Below are 16411 nucleotides of genomic sequence, written 5' to 3'. Positions count from 1 at the left end.
GGGGTTCCGTAATGCCCGAGTACAAGCAATTCCCCTTGTCGGACACGGCGGAGGGGCTGACCGAGGCCGACATCCTGGCCTGGCGCGTCCAGGTCGGGGACACCGTCACGGTCAACCAGATCGTGGTCGAGATCGAAACCGCGAAGGCCGCCGTCGAGCTGCCGATCCCGTGGGCCGGGGTGATCACCGAGCTGCACGTGGAACCGGGGCAGACGGTGGAGGTCGGCACCGCGATCCTGACGATGGACGTGGATCCGGGTGGGACGGCTGCTCCCGCTCCGGCCGCCGCCGCTCCGGCGGAGGCGGCCGAGGAGGAGATGAAGCCGCTGGTCGGCTACGGATCCAAGGCCGTGGCGACCAAACGGCGAGCACGTAAGGGCTCGGCGGTGGCCGCTGCGGCGCCGGCTGCCCCGGTCGCCACTCCGGCTCCGGCTGCCGCCGCGGCGCCGGCCGCCCCGCTTCGGGGTGGGTACGTGCCGCTGGCCAAGCCGCCAGTCCGCAAGCTGGCCAAGGACCTCGGCATCGACCTGCACTCGCTCACCGGCACCGCGGACGGCGGCGTGATCAGCCGGGCGGACGTCGAGCGCGCGGCCAACGGCTCCGCGCCGGCCGTACCCCTCGCGGCCACTCCGGCCGCCGGATACGACCCGGCCACCCGGGAACGGCGGGTGCCGATCAAGGGGGTCCGCAAGGCCACCGCGGCGGCCATGGTGCAGAGCGCCTACACCGCACCGCACGTGACCGAGTTCCTCACCATCGACGTCACGCCGATGATGGAGCTGCGGGAAAGACTGAAGAAATCTCGCGAGTTCGCCGGGACGAAACTGACTCCGCTCGCCTTCGCGGCAAAAGCCGTTTGCCTCGCCGCGCGGCGTACTCCGGACATCAATGCGGTCTGGGACGAGGCGGCGCAGGAAATCGTCTACAAGGAATACGTGCACCTCGGAATCGCCGCGGCCACCCCGCGCGGTCTCGTGGTGCCGAAGATCCGGGACGCGGACACGAAATCGCTCAAGGATCTGGCCGGCGCGCTGACCGAACTCACCGACACCGCGCGCGAGGGCAGGACCACCCCCGCGGCAATGCTGAACGGAACATTCACTATCACCAACGTGGGTGTATTCGGAGTCGACACCGGCACGCCGATCATCAATCCGGGCGAATCGGCAATCCTGGCGGTCGGCGCGATCCGGGACACCCCCTGGGTGGTGGACGGACAGGTGCGGGTCCGGAAGGTGATGCAGCTCTCACTGAGCTTCGACCACCGCGTGATCGACGGTCAGCAGGGCTCGGAATTCCTTGCTGACGTCGGTGCGCTGCTCGCCGATCCGGCGGTCGCGATCAGCTACTGACAATCCGAACAAAGCAGTGCCGGAGTGGGCAATTCGCCCACTCCGGCACTGCTTTGTGTGCCCCCGGTAAGGAAATAGTCACATTCCGGCTTCGGCGCACAGCTCCCCCTCAGCGGCCGACCGGTTCCATGAGTTGAAACGATCTTCCGGTCGAAACCCGTGAGGTCACCAACGATTACCAGGGGGAGTTTCCGATATGGCCAGTCCTGTGTTCACCCACGCCGTAAGCAGCCTGCCCGGACTGGCGCCACCCCCACCAGCACGCACCCTCGTCGACGTTCTTTCCGCCACCGTTTCCCGGCATCCGAATGCACCCGCGCTCGACGACGGCGCTGCCACGCTGACCTATCGGGTACTGGCCGACCGGGTCGAACACGAAGCACGCCGGCTGCGTTCGCACGGAATCGGGCCGGGGGACCGGGTCGGGATCTCGCTGCCGTCCGGGCAGGTCGAGTTGTATCTGGCGATCCTGTCCGTGCTTGCGGCGGGCGCGGCCTACGTGCCCGTGGATTTCGACGAACCGGCGGAGCGGGCCGAGCTGGTCTTCCGCGAGGCCGGGGTGTGCGCGGTGTTCGGGCAGACCTTGCATCTGCGTCCGGATCTCGCCGAACCGCACCACATCCGTCGCCCGGTAACCCCCGGCGACGACGCGTGGGTGATCTTCACGTCCGGTTCGACCGGCACGCCGAAGGGCGTCGCGGTGACGCATCGCTCGGCCGCCGCCTTCGTGGACGCCGAAGCCGGGCTTTTCCTCCGCGGTGACCGTCCGATCGGCCCCGGCGACCGGGTACTGGCCGGGCTTTCCGTCGGTTTCGACGCCTCGTGCGAGGAGATGTGGCTGGCCTGGCGGCACGGCGGCTGCTTGGTCGCCGCCCCGCGTGCGCTCGTTCGCTCCGGGCCGGACCTCGGGCCGTGGCTGGCCCAGCACGGCGTCACGGTTGTCTCCACCGTCCCGTCGCTGGCTGCCCTGTGGTCTCCCGAAACACTCGCCGGCGTCCGGCTGCTGATCTTCGGCGGCGAGGCCTGCCCGGCCGAACTGGTCACCCGGGTCGACGACGGCTGCCGCGAGGTCTGGAACACCTACGGCCCGACGGAGGCGACCGTCGTGTCCACGGCGACCCGGCTGCGAGCCGGGGAACCGGTGCGGATCGGCACACCGCTGCCCGGCTGGCAAGTGTCCGTTGTGGACACCGCGGGTAATCCGGTCCCACAAGGGGAAACCGGCGAGCTGGTGATCGGCGGCGTCGGGCTCGCCCGCTACCTCGACCGGGAGAAGGACGCCGGGGCGTACCCGCCGATGCCCGGCCTCGGCTGGATCCGCGGGTACCGAAGCGGGGACCTGGTCCGCGCCGAGCCGGACGGGCTGGTATTCGTCGGCCGCGCCGACCATCAGGTGAAGATCGGCGGACGGCGGATCGAACTCGGCGAGGTCGAGTCCGCACTGCTCACTCTGCCCGGCGTTTCCGCAGCCGCCGCGGTGGTGCACAACGGTTTGGTACTGGCCGGCTATCTGCTCGTGGACGGCCCGCTCGACCAGCACGACGCCCGCGCCCGGCTCACCCGGCTGCTGCCGCACGGGCTCGTGCCGACTTTGGTCGTACTGCCGGAATTTCCGCTGACACCGGCGGGAAAGGTGGACCGCAAGGCACTTCCCTGGCCACCACCTGCAGCCGCGACCGAACCCGCCGCCGACGTCGCCCCGCAACTGCGCGCGGACGTCGACTGGATCGCCGAGCGCTGGCGGGAGCTGTTCGGCCGCACCCCGGCGCCGACCACGGACTTCTTCGCCGAAGGCGGCACCAGCCTCGCCGCCGCCCAGCTGGTTTCCCTGCTACGGAACCGGTTTCCCACCGCATCGATCACCGATGTATACCACCATCCGACCCCGCTGGCCCTGGCCGAGCACCTCACCGGCGGCGAGTCCACAGTGGCCGCCGAGACCGCGCCGGGTCACCCGCTGTCCCGCGGCGCCGGTTTCGCACAGAGCCTGATTTCCCTGGCGCTGCTCTGGATTCCCGGGGCCCGCTGGACCATCGGGATGTTGTGCGGGACCGCGGTGTTCGACACGGTGACCGGCGAGGCGCACCTGCCGTGGTGGTCCTGGGCGGCGCTGGCCGGCGGCGTACTGGTGACGACCGCGAACCCCGGCCGGGTCCTGCTGGCCGGCCTCAGCGCGCGTGTCCTGCTCGCCAAGGCACGGCCCGGCGCGCATCGCAAGGGTGGCTCCGTCCATTTGCGACTGTGGACAGCGGAGCGGCTGGTCGCGTCGATCGGCGTCAGCGGACTGCCCGGCACGGCGTGGAATATCCGCTACGCTCGGCTGCTCGGCAATTCCGTCGGCCGCGACGTCGACCTGCACTCGCTGCCACCGGTCACCGGATTCGGCAGTTTCGGCGACGGTTGTGCGGTTGAGCCGGGTGCTGACCTGTCCGGCTGGTGGGTGGACGGGGACACTGTCCACATCGGATCAGTCAAGGTCGGCGCGAACGCGTCGGTGGGTGGCCGTGCGACCCTGTTGCCCGGCGCCGTCGTCGAGCCCGGTGGCGAGGTCGCGCCCGGACGGAGCGTGTCCGGCACGGTCGCCGGAACCGCTGACACCCCGGAACCGGCCGCACGGCCAGTCCGCTGGCGCATCGCCTACGCGATCACGCCGGTGCTCACCGGGCTGCTCGCGTTACTCGTCTTCGTGCCCTCCGCCGTGGCCTACACCTGGCTCGACCTCTCGTCTCTCACTGGGCTGCTCTGGGTGATCCCGCTGCTCGGGCTGGTCGCCCTCCTGCTCACCATCGGGTTGACCGCGCTGCTGGTACGGCTGGCCGGGCGGCGGCTGCGACCGGGCGTACATCCGGTGTACAGCCGGGAAGGCTGGGCGGCGTGGTTGGTCGAGCGATCGATGAACAGCGTCCGTGACCGTGCGTTCCCGATCTACGCGAGCCTGTTCACCGGCAGCTGGCTCCGGCTGCTCGGCGCACGGGTCGGCCGCCGTACCGAGGCGTCCACTGTGGTCGGTCTACCGCAGCTGATATCGGTCGGCTCGGGTGCTTTCCTCGCGGACGACTCGCACCTTGCGACGTACCGGTTGCGCAATGGCCGGGTGTTGCTTGGCACGGCGAGCGTCGCCGACCGCGCGTTCGTCGGCAATTCGGCCGAGGTGGCATCCGGGCGTTCGGTGCCGACCGGGGCGTTGATCGGGGTGCTTTCCCAGGCGCCGAGCGAGGCCGAGGAAGGCACCTCCTGGGTCGGCCGGCCAGCGCTGGCGATCCCGCGCCAGGCCGCGAAGGCCGACGCCGGACGTACCTATGCGCCGTCACGCGCGTTGGTGCTGCGCCGGGCCCTTGTCGAGCTGACTCGCGTGATCCCGCTCGCGATCTCCGCGGCCCTCGGTTTCGCGGTGTTCGCCGCGCAGGAGCTGGTGTCCCAGAAACTCGGGATAGCCGCCGCATTCCTGGTGTCCGGGGCAGTGCTGCTCGGCGCCGGCCTGACCGCCACGGCCATTTCAGTCGCGGCGAAATGGCTGCTGAACGGCCGGGTGCGGACCGGCGAGCATCCACTGTGGAGCGGCTTCGTCTGGCGCAACGAGCTGGTCGCGGTTTACCACGAGGAGCTGGTGATGCGCTGGTTCGGCGCGCTGATTGTCGGCTCGCCGCTGTTCAACGCGGTGTTGCGGCTGCACGGCGCCCGGATCGGCCGCGGTGTGGTCTGCGAGACGAAGTCGCTGCCGGAGCCGGATCTCATCCGGCTCGGCGACGGCGCGGTGATCAACCGAGGCTGCGTCGTGCAGACCCACCTGTTCCAGGACCGGGTGCTGCGGCTCGGCCCGATCCGGCTGGACGCCGGTTCGACGCTCGGCCCGCACACCGTCACGCTGTTTGACACCCACCTTGGCCCGCACAGCTCGATCGAGGCGAACTCGCTGGTCATGCGCGGGGAATCGGTTCCGGCCCGGCGGCGGTTCGGCGGCAACCCGATCGCGCCGCGGTCCGTCTCGTTGACGGAGTGAGTGCTCACTCCGTGCTGTGGGCGGCGTGACGCCCGAGACGGGAAAACGCGCTCCGGCGATGGCGCCCGAGGACCGGCGCCGGATGATCGTGCGCACGGTGCTCCCCCTGGTGGTCGAACACGGCCGCGAGGTCACCACCGCGCAGATCGCCCGGGCCGCCGGGATCGGCGAGGGCACTATCTTCCGCGTATTCCAGGACAAGGACGAGTTGCCGTTGGCGGAGCGGCTGCGGGAGGCGGTCGGTGCGCTGACCGCCCACCCGCGGCGGATGGGCGCGGCCCGGAGGCACCCGGTAGAAGGGCGCAACCGCAAGTCGGTCACCGGCGACAGCCGGCGCGAGTCGTACGACGCCATGCACTCGGCCGTGCGGGAGCTGTTCGTACCGGACGCCACGCGGCTCCGGCTGCCCGTGGAAAAGGCCGCATCGCTGTTCCTGAGCATGCTGTTCGCGCAAAGCGGGCCCCTGCCCGGCGCCCCGGACCCACCGAGATGATCGACATCTTCCTGCACGGCGTGGTGCGCCCGTGATCCCAGGCGGCCGAGATGCTGCCGTGCAGATATTCGGCAAACGCGGCAGACGATCCCCGCAGACCGTGCCGGACAGCGGGCTCACCGGCCCCGTCGACATCCCGGAACCGCAACCGGATCAGGAACCACAATCGCGGTCCCAGCGGATGCGCACATCGGTCGCGGGTACCGTGCGGGCCTGCCGAAAGTCGCGAAGCTGACCTGGCAGGCAAGCCCGACGTTGACCGTCCTCATTGCACTGGTCACGCTCCTTTCCGGACTGCTGCCGACAGTGGCTGCTTATATCGCGAAGATCCTGCTCGACTCCGTGGTCGCCGCGATCCAGCATCGCGGCTTTACAGGGGACGTCGTGGCGATCACGCTTCTATCAGTTCGGGGTACCGACCGCGACCGCACTCAGCAGCTCGATGACCACGATCGCGCAATCGCTGTTGCAGGAACGGATGAAGCTCACCATCCGGAACCAGGTGATGGGCCACGCGAGCAAGCTGCACCTGGCGTACTTCGAGGGCTCCGCGTCCTACGACATGCTGCGCCAAGCCGCCCAAGAGGCGCCGAGCCGTCCGTTGTCGATGATGACCTCGGCGCTCGGCCTGATCCGGGCCACGATCACCTTTGGCAGCATGATCGCGTTGCTGGTGTCGATCAGCCCGCTGCTCGCGCTCGTCTCGCTGCTGGCGCCGATTCCGGCGTTCATCTCCCAGTCGCGGTACGGCTCGCGTACGCCAAGGAGACCAAGCTCTTCGGTCTCGGACCGTACTTTGTGGATCGGTTCCGACAGTTGGCCCAGGTTTCGTATGAACGGCAGCGGAAGCTGACCGTGCACCGCAACATCGCGTCCGCCTCCTGGGGCCTGCTCAGCACCCTGGCCGGCTCCGGGATCGCGCTCTACATCCCGATGGAAGCCGTCGGCGGGCGGCTCACCCTGGGCGATCTCGCGCTCTACACCGCGGCCGCGACCTCCGTGCAGGCCTCGGTTTCCGGACTGTTCACCGCGTTTTCCGGGATGTACGAGAACAATCTGTACCTCGACACGCTCTACCGTTGCCTCGGCACCGAGCCGGAGATCGTCGCGCCGCCGCAGCCGCGCCCGATACCGTCCACAGTGTCCGGACACATCAGATTCGAATCGGTGAGCTTCACCTACCCCGGCGCTGACGAGCCGGCCCTGCACGGCGTGCAGCTTCGAGATCCGGCCCGGCGAGACCGTTGCCGTGGTCGGCCGCAAGGGCGCAGGCAAGCCGACGCTGTTCAAGCTGCTGTGCCGGCTCTACGACCCGACCGCGGGCCGCATCCTGCTCGATGGCGTCGACCTGCGCGAGTTCGATCCGGATGCGCTGCGCACGCAGATCAGCGCGATGTTCCAGGACTATGTGAGCTACCAGGGCACCGCCGCGGAGAACCTCGGCCTCGGCGACCTGAACCGGCTCACCGACCGCGCGCACATCGAAGACTCCGCCCGCCGCGCCGGCGCCGACGAGCGCATCGCCCGGCTGCCCGGCGGCTACGACACCCCCTCGGACGCTGGTTCGACCAGGGCGTTTCCCTCTCCGGCGGAGAATGGCAGAAGATCGCACTCGCCCGCGCTTTCCAGCGCGAGACCCCGATCCTCGTGCTGGACGAGCCGACGTCCGCATTGGACGCCCAAGCCGAGCACGACCTGTTCACCCGGCTGCACACACTCGCGACGGGCCGCACCACGCTGTACATCTCGCACCGCTTCTCGACCGCGCGCCAGGCCGAACGGATCCTGCTGCTGGACCACGGGAAAGTCGCGGAATACGGCACGCATGCGGAGCTGATGGCTGCCGAGGGTGGTTACGCGGAGCTGTTCACGCTGCAGGCGCAGGCCTATCTGAGCTAGCCTCTACGCTGACCGTCATGGGGCGGCGCATCGTGATCCTCGGCAATTCCGGCAGCGGCAAGTCGACGCTGGCCCGCCGAATCGGCGCCGTACTCGACCTCCCCGCCACCCACCTGGACGAGCTGTACTTGGCGCCCCGGCTGGATACCCGCGCCGCCGGAGGAGTTCCGTGCCGAGGTGGTCGCCGCGGCAGGTACGGACAACTGGGTCATCGAGGGCAACTACAGCCGGACCATGGACCTCCGCCTGCCGTTCGCCGACACCGTGCTGTTCCTGGACGTGCCCCGCCCCGTCAGCCTGCGCCGGGTACTTCCTGCGGCAACTCCGGGAACGCGGCCAGGACACGCAGGCACGCGGCTGCATCTCCAAGGTCGACCGCGAACTGCTCACCTGGATCTGGCACTGGCCACCCCGCCGGACCCGCATGCTCAACCGCTGCCCCCACCGCCCGCCAGATCCTGCTGAGCACCCCGCGAGACGTCCGCGTTTACCTCTCTGACCTGCACCGATAGCGGGACGGGAGCAAATCGGACCGCCCGTGCGTTAGGGAGGTATGGCTGTCGTGTTCCTGCTCTACGTCATCGCCGAGTTCGCCGCGATCTGGGCGGTCGGCTCAGCCGTCGGCGTGCTCGGCACGATCGGCCTGCTCATCGCAGGCGCCGTCGTGGGCTCCTGGCTCGCCCGCCGGGAAGGCGGCAAGGCCATGCGCGCCTTCACCGCCACCGCGCAGTCCGGCCGCAACCCGGAAAAGGAACTGACCGACGGCATGCTCGTCGCCGTCGGCGGCGTCCTGATCATGATCCCGGGCTTCGTCTCGGACGTGCTCGGCCTGTTCTTCCTGCTGCCCCCGACCCGCGCCGTGGCCCGCCGCCTCTGGCTCCGCCGCGCCGAGAAGCGCGCGATCCGCTACGCCAACCAGCACCGCGGACCGGTGATGGTCGTCGACAGCGAGGTCGTGCCGGAGCAGCCACGACCGGCCCGGGATTCGGCGCATCCGGTGATCGAGGGGCGGATCGTCGAAGGTTAAGACTTGGTATGCGCGTCCCGGTGATGGGCAACGCACGTCATATCAATAACGTGGCCGGCCTGGATACGAAGCTGACCAGCGGGTGCGCCGTTGCGGAGCAACGTGCAGTCGTCCTGAATGAGGATCGCGCCTAGATCGAACAGCGCGTGACAGTTCGGGCAGAGGCACAATACGTTTCCTGGCGTATCGGGGCCGTAGTGCGGCCCACCTAGCGCCTTGATATGCGCACCCTGCGAGTAGGTACGGTCGCCGGCAACGAGCTGCAGCCCACACATCTGGCAAGTGTCCTGATGAATACGCTTGATCCGTTGAATAATCTCGGCAATCCGGGCAGTCCGCTTCGCCATCGTAGTGGTCTGCTTCGGGTTGGGGTTACCGGCGGGAGAAGCATCGTGCGCCAGCTCGTCAACAATCTCGGCCCGCGTTGGTAGTGTAGCGAACACGTCGAGTTCCAGCTGTGGCTTGACCATCCTAAACTGACACAGCCTCAGGCCATCTTTACGAACATAGGCAGCATCCTCGACCCGATACAGACCGTCGTATCGGTACCCTGACTGAGGCCCGTACTGAGAACCCTTGTGCGCACCGCGAATCACTCGCACCAACGCACCGCTAACCCTGCTGGTGACTAGGGCAGCATTCCCGGAATCGGCAAAGGTCTGGTCCTCGGTCTGTTCTCCGGTGTCACCATTTCGACCACCGTGTCCGGTGTAGAGGATCACCGAACCAAAGTCCTGATCCGCGTACCCTCCCGAGACCACGATCGACTCAGCACCGGTCTTGCCAGTGCCGACAATGCCACCCTGGCGAGCGCGATGTGTCCCCCTGGCCGTTGCGGCCCGGCGATTGATGAACATCGTTCCTTCCGGAACCTTCGGGATTTCCCCGAACTTTGGTGCCGTAGCTCGGTCGAGCACCTCATACCCGAGATCGGCGAGGCGATCGACGAGCGGCCGGGCCGCTCCGGTCGCCTGGCTTCCAGCGAGCGCGCTGCCCGTCGCTAGTTGATACGCCCTGCAGACAATCGCCCGAGCGGGATAGGCGTAGTGCCCCACCAGTACCTGGTACCGCTCATCCTTCGGAAGCCCATGCTTGGCAAGGAAATCCGACTTCTTCGACCGTTCGGACTCATCAACCGCGGCCTGCACGTGCTGCCGGTCAATGTCTGCAAGTGCCATGCCGGTCACTCTATGGTGGAGCACCGACAAGAATCAGCGATCCACGCCGCCGTCCCCTAATCGGCCCCACTCGGCCGAGGGATGTCGAAGTACCCCGACAACCGCACCGCCGGTGCGTACTCTCCCCGCACCCGGACACGACCAGTCACGAACATCGCGGCGGCTGCGGCGTTGCCGGTCGCCATGCGGATGAAGTCCTCGGCCTGCACGGTGATCGTCGTATCCGGAGTCCGGGTCAGCTCGGTGCTCGAAACGCACAGGCCATCCTCGATGACTGTCTGGTAGCGGTCGTAGCCGTCGTCGCGGGGGAAGCGCCAGGCGACGACCAAGTCGACGTGGCGGGCGCGGGCGGGGTGGAGGTGTTCGGACATTCGGCGGAAGATCTCGTCCAAGAACACGGCGCGTAGGTCCGGGTGGTCGGCCAGGGCCTTCAGCTGGTCGCGGGTTGCTGCGGCGACGACGTTCACCAACGACTGGGTGGTCAGCGCGCTGAGTTCGATTCCAGCGCCGGCGGAGCCCAGCATGTGCAGGGTCGCGAGGACCTGCACGAACTGGTCCGGCGTCAGCTTTTCGACGACAAGAGCGCGGGCGAAACCGTTCACGGCATGTTCGTCCGGCGCTGGCGTGGCACGGCGGGGCACGGTGACTACACCGGGCGAGGCAGGTCGAAGTAGCCGATCAAACCGGCGGCGAAGGCCAGGTCGCCTTTTACCTTGAGCTTTCCGGTCACGAACAGCCCCGCCGGCGTCGCCTGGTGGGTGATGAGCCGGAAGAAGTCCACTGGCGAGACGGTGATCGTCACCCGCGGCTCTTCGCGCATCTGCCGGGATACGGTGCAAGCGCCTTGCGAGATCGTGGTTTCGTAGCGATCGTAGCCGTCTTCGCGGGAAAGGAGCCAGTGGACGACGGCGTGTAGCGACCTCGCCCGATCGACTCGGATGTGCGCGCCCATCCGGGCAAAGATCTCGTCCAGAACCTCGGCGCGTAGTCCACGATCGGTGACGACGGCTTCCAACTGCGCCCGCGACGCACGCGCGACGAGGGTGGCCAGCCGCACCGGGTCCACCTTCTCCAGTGCGAACGCGGGGGCCTGCCGGGCGAGTCGCAGCAGCGTGGCGAGCAGTCTGCGGACGTCTTCCCTGCCCAGCTCACGGGGGTCGATCGCGTCGGCGACCGCATTCACGTCGGTCACGCCGGGGTCGGCGAAATCCGCCTGATCCAGGGCGTCGAGCAGCGCCGGCCCGCGGAGGCCGGGGCCGGCCGGCTCGGCATCGTCGGCCATCGGTCTCCCTTCCCGCGCACCGCGAAGATAAGGCTACCGACGAGTAGGTAAGCAGGCAAGCCAGCTCCGGCCACGCCGACCGGTACCGTCTCTTGCCAGCAAGAGGAGGTCAGAACCACAGTGTCCGACGAAGCCCCGCCCCCACCCGAGCGCGCCCGCCGGCTGCCCCGCACAGTCCGCGAGCGGCAGATCCTGGACGCCGCGGTGCGGGTGTTCGCCCGCCACGGCTACCACGCGGCCTCGATGGACGAGATCTCCGAGGTCGCAGGGGTCTCCAAGCCGATGATCTACACCTACTTGGGCGCCAAGGAGGACCTGTTCGGCAAGTGCGTCCAGCGCGAGGCGAACCGCCTCCTGGAGGCCGTCCAGACCGGCGTGCAACCTGAACTGCCGCCGGACATGCAGCTGTGGCACGGCCTGCGTTCCTTCTACCGCTTCGTCGGCGAGTACCGCGAATCCTGGACTGTGTTGCACCGCCAGGCGCTCACCGTCGGCGGCACATTCGCCGCCGAGATCACGGACATGCGCATGCGAGCGATCGAGCTGGTCGCCGCGCTGGTGGTGGCCGCGGGCACGCGGAAAGGGCTCGGCGAGCAGGCGGAGTTCTCCGGGACCGGCCTGTCCGCGGCGCTGGTGGGCGCGGCGGAATCGCTGGCCGACTGGGCGCTGGACCACCCGGAGATCTCCGACGGCGTACTCGCTTCGTGGCTGATGAATCTCGTCTGGCTCGGGTTCAACGACCTCGTCGAAGGACAGGTCTGGAAGCCGTCAGACGCCTGAGATCACGCCGTCGAGATGCGGCTTCGGCTTGCGGGCGTGCCACAGTTCGAAAGCCCAGCCGTCGTCGGTGTGCCAGCTGGTGAACGCAGCCTTCGCGGGGAGCAGCACCGGTTGCTTGAACCGCACCTCGACGCTGAACGCGGGCGGCAGCCGGCCTTCGAACGAGGCCAGCGCACGGGCCTTCGTCCACATGCCGTGCGCGATCGCCTTCGGAAAGCCGAACAGGCAGGCGGTCAGGGGGTGCAGGTGGATCGGGTTGCGGTCGCCCGAGACCTCGGCGTAGCGGCGGCCGATGTCGCCCGGGATATGCCACAGCCCGGTGGGCGTCGGAGGAGCCAGCACCGCGCGAGGACCGGCCGGCGAGGCGCCGTCGCCGCGACGTAGATAAGTCGACACCTCGGACCAGACGGTTTCCTCGCCGACGCGCAGCTCGCTCACGAGGTCGAGCTGCCGGCCTTTCTCGTGCGGCCGCAGGTTCTCCGCGCGCACCCGTGCGCTGAACGTCTCGTCGAGACGCAGCTGACGACGTTGAGTGATCCGGTTTTCCACGTGCACCAGGCCGAGCAGGGGGAACGGGAAACCCGGGTCGGTCATCAACGACATCTGCATGCCGAAGACGAGCATGTGCGGATACGTCGCGGGCAGCTCGTCGGAGTAGCGGAATCCGCAGACATCGGCGTAGGCCGCGACGTGCGCGGAGTCCACGACGACCTCCGGGCGCACCAGCTCGGTGTCCGGCAGCGTCGTCCCGCCGCCACGGCTCAGCAGCGCTTTCGCGTACAGCGAAGCCAGGTTCGGCGCGCTACTCAGCTCACGGACCGTCATCACGCCCCCAGCAGCGCTTGGCCACACACGCGGACCACGTTGCCGTTGACCGCCGCGGACGCCGGATTCGCGTACCACGCAATGGTTTCCGCAACGTCCACCGGCAATCCGCCCTGGCCGAGACTGGACAGCCGCCGCCCGGCCTCGCGAATGAACAGCGGGACGGCGGCGGTCATCTGCGTCTCGATGAACCCGGGGGCGACCGCGTTGATCGTGCCGCCGTAGTCGGCGAGCTGCGGGGCACCGACGTTCACCATGCCGATCACGCCCGCCTTCGACGTGGCGTAGTTGGTCTGGCCTACGTTGCCGGCGATTCCCGCGATCGAGGAGACGCCGACGATACGGCCGTTTTCGTTGAGCACCTTGTCACCGAGCAGCTTGTCGTTCACCGCCAGCTGCGCGGCGAGGTTCACGGTGAGTACCGCGTCCCAGCCCGCTTCGGTCAGGTTGCCGAGCGTTTTGTCCCGGGTGATCCCTGCGTTGTGCACGACGACATCGACGCCGCCACGGCGGGTCGTCAGGTATTCGGCGAGCCTCTCCGGCGCGTCGGCGGCGGTGATGTCCAGCTGCAGCGCGGAACCGCCGATCTGATTGGCCACTGTGGACAGATCGGCACCCTGCGCCGGGATGTCCAACGCGACCACGTGCGCGCCGTCGCGGGCCAGCGTCTCGGCGATCGCCGCGCCGATCCCGCGCGAGGCACCGGTGACCAGTGCGGTCTTGTCGTCCAGCGGCTTTTCCCAGCTCGCCGGCGTGGGCGCGGTCTTCGCGAGCGTGCCGACACGGATCACCTGTGCGTCCACAAAGGCCGACTTCGCCGACAGAAGAAACCGAAGCGTGGACTCAGTGGCTTCTTCAGCGCCTTCGGCCACGTACACGAGTTGCGCTGTCGCCCCGCGCTTCAGCTCCTTGCCGACCGAGCGGACGAAGCCTTCCAGCGCCCGCTGCGCGATCCGCTCACGCCCCTCGACGGACTCCGGCGGCGTGCCGAGGACGACCACCCGGCCGGACGAGCCGACCTTGCGGATCACCGGATGGAAGAAGCGATAAACCTCGCGCAGCCCGCCCGGGTCCCGGACGCCGGTCGCGTCGAAGACCAGGGCCGCGTGCCGCTCGGCAGGCGTGCTGAGCACCTCGATCCCGGCGCCGGCGAGCTGTGCCTGGACGGACTTCTCCAGCCGGCCGCCGGGCGCCGCGCCGAAAAGCGCGGGACCTTCGAGCGCGGGCTGACCGGGGCGGTACCGGCGCAGCGTCGCGGGGCTGGGCAGGCCGAGCTTCGGCACCACGAATCGCCCCAGCGGGGTTTTCGTGAACTGCTGGTACCTGTCCGCCATCACGCGCCTCCCGTGCCGTCTGCGTCCTGCCACAGTCTAACTTACTCACAAGTAGGTTACAGTGGACGCGGGACGATTTCAGAGAGGTGGACGTCATGGCGACCAGAAAGACCCCAGCGGTGCGCAAGGTCGCGATCGTCGGCGGGAACCGGATCCCGTTCGCGCGATCGAACGGGCCCTACGCCCGGGCGGCCAACCAGGACATGTTCACCGCCGCATTGGACGGCCTGGTCAGCCGGTTTTCCTTGCAGGACGAGGTGATCGGCGAGGTCGCCGCGGGTGCGGTGCTGAAGCACTCGAAGGACTTCAACCTGGCCAGGGAAAGCGTGCTGGGCAGCAGGCTCTCGCCCGTGACCCCGGCCTCCGACGTGCAGATGGCCTGCGGTACCGGATTGCAGGCGGTGATCAACGTCGCCCACAAGATCGCACTCGGGGAAATCGATTCGGCGATCGCCGGCGGAGTCGACACCACGAGTGACGCCCCACTCGCGGTGCACCCGGAGCTGCGGAAGATTCTCGTACGGCTCAACGCCGCCAGGACGCTGCCGGACCGGCTCAAGCTCGTCGCGAAGATCCGGCCCGGTCACCTGGTGCCGGAGATCCCGCGCAACTCCGAGCCGCGCACCGGGTTGTCGATGGGGGAGCACGCCGCGCTCACCGCGAAGGTCTGGGACGTGACGCGCGAAGCGCAGGACGAACTCGCCGCGGCCAGCCACCGCAACCTCGCCGCCGCCTACGACCGCGGGTTCTTCGACGATCTGCTCACCCCGTTCCTCAAGCTGACCCGCGACCAGAATCTGCGGCCGGACTCGTCGGTGGAGAAGCTGGCCAAGCTCAAGCCGGTGTACGGCGGCGCGGACGGGACCATGACCGCAGGCAACTCGACGCCCCTCACCGACGGCGCGTCCACCGTGCTGCTCGCGACCGACGCGTGGGCCAAGGCGCACAACCTGCCGGTGCTGGCCTACCTGACGTTCAGCCAGACCGCGGCGGTCGATTACGTGCACGGCGACGAGGGTCTGCTGATGGCGCCCGCTTACGCTGTGCCACGGATGCTGGAGCGAGCGGGACTTTCCCTGCAGGACTTCGACTTCTACGAGATCCACGAAGCGTTCGCGTCACAGGTGCTCGCCACGCTCAAGGCGTGGGAGGACCCGGCGTTCGCCAAGGAGAAGCTGGGGCTGGACGCGCCGCTCGGCTCGATCGACCGGGCCAAGCTCAATGTGAATGGTTCCTCGCTGGCCGCCGGGCACCCGTTCGCCGCCACCGGTGGGCGGATCGTGGCCACGCTGGCGAAGCTGCTGCACGAGAAGGGCTCGGGCCGTGGCCTGATCTCGATTTGCGCGGCAGGCGGGCAGGGTGTGACGGCGATCCTGGAGAAGTAGCCGGGACGCGCCGGGGGATGGCGATGGGATACCGATGCGGCCCGCCGGTTTCGCGGTCGAACGGGTGCCGGGCCGGATCGGGCCGATCTGGGTCGGGCCAGGCCGATCCGAGGCGCGTCGAGCCGGACCGGGCTGGGCTGGTCGCATCAAGCCGATCCCGGTCGAGTCACGCCGGCCCAATCCGGCCCCGGCCCGCTGTCAGTCCGTCCGGGACCGCTCCGCCTTCTTGCCCAGCCGTTCCGCCCGCTTGCCCGCCTTCTTCGCGGCGCGGCGGGCCCGCCAGCCCAGGGACGGCTTGCCCGCGGTGTCGGCCACCGCCAGGAGCAGGCCACCGGCCAGACCGGCGTTCTTCAGGAAGTGCACCTGCTGGCCCGCTTTGGCCACCGAGTCGGTCTCCTCCCAGAACCGGTGACTGGCCAGGGTGGTCGGCACCAGCGAGCCGAGCAGCGCGACCGCCGCCAGGCGCGGGACCCGGCCGGTGGCCAGCGCGAAGCCGGCGCCGATCTTGACCGCGGCGTCGATGCGCACCAGCGTCGCCGGATCGCGCGGTACGCGCTCCGGCACCAGACCGTCGGCCTTGTCCAAGGCACCGGTGATCAGGGGTTCGGCAGCCTTCGCGTGCCCTTGCACATCGCGGAGGGCGCCGATCCCGCCGAAGATGAAGATCGACGCGAGCAGTGGGCGTGCCGCCCGGCGCAGAATCACGGTTCCGCCTCCCTGAGTCTGTGGTCCTTGCCAAAAACCTACCGCCACCAAGGCCCTCACGGCTCGTCCCCAGCCGAACCAAGTCCGCCCTACCCGGGAAGGCCGTGAAGGGAACCTTCACAGCCGCAGAGTCGAGGGTTCCGGCAAAGCC

The 16411-nt window shown here is 68.8% G+C and carries 12 protein-coding genes and 1 pseudogene; 7 read left to right on the top strand and 6 right to left on the bottom strand.

Going from position 1 to position 16411, the window contains the following annotated elements; all coding sequences use genetic code 11:
- Positions 1–11: 11 nt before the first annotated feature.
- The 5 genes and pseudogenes from D5S19_RS16915 (at position 12) to D5S19_RS16890 (ending at position 8771) form a co-directional block, all read left to right on the top strand.
- A complete protein-coding gene (locus tag D5S19_RS16915) occupies positions 12–1352 on the top strand; it encodes a dihydrolipoamide acetyltransferase family protein (protein WP_120024312.1) in 1341 nt (446 codons plus the stop codon).
- Positions 1353–1548: 196 nt separating this feature from the next.
- Positions 1549–5352 (top strand): Pls/PosA family non-ribosomal peptide synthetase, encoded by a 3804-nt coding sequence (locus D5S19_RS16910; protein WP_120024311.1) that lies wholly within the window; start codon positions 1549–1551, stop codon positions 5350–5352.
- 25 nt (positions 5353–5377) lie between these two features.
- Complete coding sequence (locus D5S19_RS16905; RefSeq protein WP_233573987.1) at positions 5378–5845, top strand: TetR/AcrR family transcriptional regulator; 468 nt, start codon at positions 5378–5380, stop codon at positions 5843–5845.
- Between the two features lie 100 nt (positions 5846–5945).
- Positions 5946–7744: pseudogene (locus D5S19_RS16900) on the top strand (ABC transporter ATP-binding protein).
- Positions 7745–8297: 553 nt separating this feature from the next.
- Complete coding sequence (locus D5S19_RS16890) at positions 8298–8771, top strand: FxsA family protein (protein ID WP_120024310.1); 474 nt, start codon at positions 8298–8300, stop codon at positions 8769–8771.
- Here the strand turns inward: D5S19_RS16890 and D5S19_RS16885 are convergent.
- Genes D5S19_RS16885 through D5S19_RS16875 form a run of 3 tightly spaced genes read right to left on the bottom strand, consistent with a single transcriptional unit; the run spans position 8768 to position 11231 of the window.
- The gene (locus D5S19_RS16885) at positions 8768–9949 is read right to left on the bottom strand and encodes a YDG/SRA domain-containing protein (RefSeq protein WP_120024434.1); all 1182 of its coding nucleotides are present in this window, start codon (positions 9947–9949) and stop codon (positions 8768–8770) included. The two genes, D5S19_RS16890 and D5S19_RS16885, sit on opposite strands and share 4 nt — an antisense overlap.
- A 56-nt stretch (positions 9950–10005) precedes the next feature.
- The gene (locus D5S19_RS16880; protein WP_120024309.1) at positions 10006–10551 is read right to left on the bottom strand and encodes an SCP2 sterol-binding domain-containing protein; all 546 of its coding nucleotides are present in this window, start codon (positions 10549–10551) and stop codon (positions 10006–10008) included.
- Positions 10552–10595: 44 nt separating this feature from the next.
- On the bottom strand, positions 10596–11231 hold the full coding sequence (locus D5S19_RS16875) for an SCP2 sterol-binding domain-containing protein (protein WP_120024308.1): 636 nt from the start codon (positions 11229–11231) through the stop codon (positions 10596–10598).
- A gap of 120 nt (positions 11232–11351) precedes the next feature.
- On the opposite strand from D5S19_RS16875, the gene D5S19_RS16870 reads away from it, so the two are divergent.
- The gene (locus D5S19_RS16870) at positions 11352–12011 is read left to right on the top strand and encodes a TetR/AcrR family transcriptional regulator (RefSeq protein ID WP_120024307.1); all 660 of its coding nucleotides are present in this window, start codon (positions 11352–11354) and stop codon (positions 12009–12011) included.
- Here the strand turns inward: D5S19_RS16870 and D5S19_RS16865 are convergent.
- On the bottom strand, positions 12000–12836 hold the full coding sequence (locus D5S19_RS16865) for a MaoC/PaaZ C-terminal domain-containing protein (RefSeq protein WP_120024433.1): 837 nt from the start codon (positions 12834–12836) through the stop codon (positions 12000–12002). The genes D5S19_RS16870 and D5S19_RS16865 overlap by 12 nt on opposite strands.
- Positions 12836–14170: a 3-oxoacyl-ACP reductase gene (locus D5S19_RS16860; RefSeq protein ID WP_120024306.1), complete on the bottom strand. Its 1335-nt coding sequence runs from the start codon at positions 14168–14170 to the stop codon at positions 12836–12838. The genes D5S19_RS16865 and D5S19_RS16860 overlap by 1 nt, the downstream gene beginning before the upstream one ends.
- Before the next feature lie 95 nt (positions 14171–14265).
- On the opposite strand from D5S19_RS16860, the gene D5S19_RS16855 reads away from it, so the two are divergent.
- Positions 14266–15555, top strand: a complete 1290-nt coding sequence (locus D5S19_RS16855) for an acetyl-CoA C-acetyltransferase (RefSeq protein ID WP_120024305.1) — start codon at positions 14266–14268, stop codon at positions 15553–15555.
- A 198-nt stretch (positions 15556–15753) separates the two neighbouring features.
- On the opposite strand, the gene D5S19_RS16850 is transcribed toward D5S19_RS16855, so the two are convergent.
- Complete coding sequence (locus D5S19_RS16850) at positions 15754–16260, bottom strand: DoxX family protein (protein ID WP_120024304.1); 507 nt, start codon at positions 16258–16260, stop codon at positions 15754–15756.
- Between the last annotated feature and the right edge of the window lie 151 nt (positions 16261–16411).

Origin of the sequence: Amycolatopsis panacis (genome assembly GCF_003600245.1) — a bacterium.
Taxonomy (GTDB): Bacteria; Actinomycetota; Actinomycetes; order Mycobacteriales; family Pseudonocardiaceae; genus Amycolatopsis; species Amycolatopsis sulphurea.
The sequence above is the reverse complement of the archived record's forward strand: the minus strand, read 5'-3'. Positions and strand labels throughout refer to the sequence as shown.

Excerpts from the sequence above, each read along its gene's own strand:
- D5S19_RS16890 (WP_120024310.1), top strand. The coding sequence starts at position 8,298 with ATGGCTGTCGTGTTCCTGCTCTACGTCATCGCCGAGTTCGCCGCGATC.
- D5S19_RS16860 (WP_120024306.1), bottom strand. The coding sequence starts at position 14,170 with ATGGCGGACAGGTACCAGCAGTTCACGAAAACCCCGCTGGGGCGATTC.
- D5S19_RS16865 (WP_120024433.1), bottom strand. The coding sequence starts at position 12,836 with ATGACGGTCCGTGAGCTGAGTAGCGCGCCGAACCTGGCTTCGCTGTAC.
- D5S19_RS16855 (WP_120024305.1), top strand. The coding sequence starts at position 14,266 with ATGGCGACCAGAAAGACCCCAGCGGTGCGCAAGGTCGCGATCGTCGGC.
- D5S19_RS16885 (WP_120024434.1), bottom strand. The coding sequence starts at position 9,949 with ATGGCACTTGCAGACATTGACCGGCAGCACGTGCAGGCCGCGGTTGAT.
- D5S19_RS16910 (WP_120024311.1), top strand. The coding sequence starts at position 1,549 with ATGGCCAGTCCTGTGTTCACCCACGCCGTAAGCAGCCTGCCCGGACTG.
- D5S19_RS16915 (WP_120024312.1), top strand. The coding sequence starts at position 12 with ATGCCCGAGTACAAGCAATTCCCCTTGTCGGACACGGCGGAGGGGCTG.
- D5S19_RS16875 (WP_120024308.1), bottom strand. The coding sequence starts at position 11,231 with ATGGCCGACGATGCCGAGCCGGCCGGCCCCGGCCTCCGCGGGCCGGCG.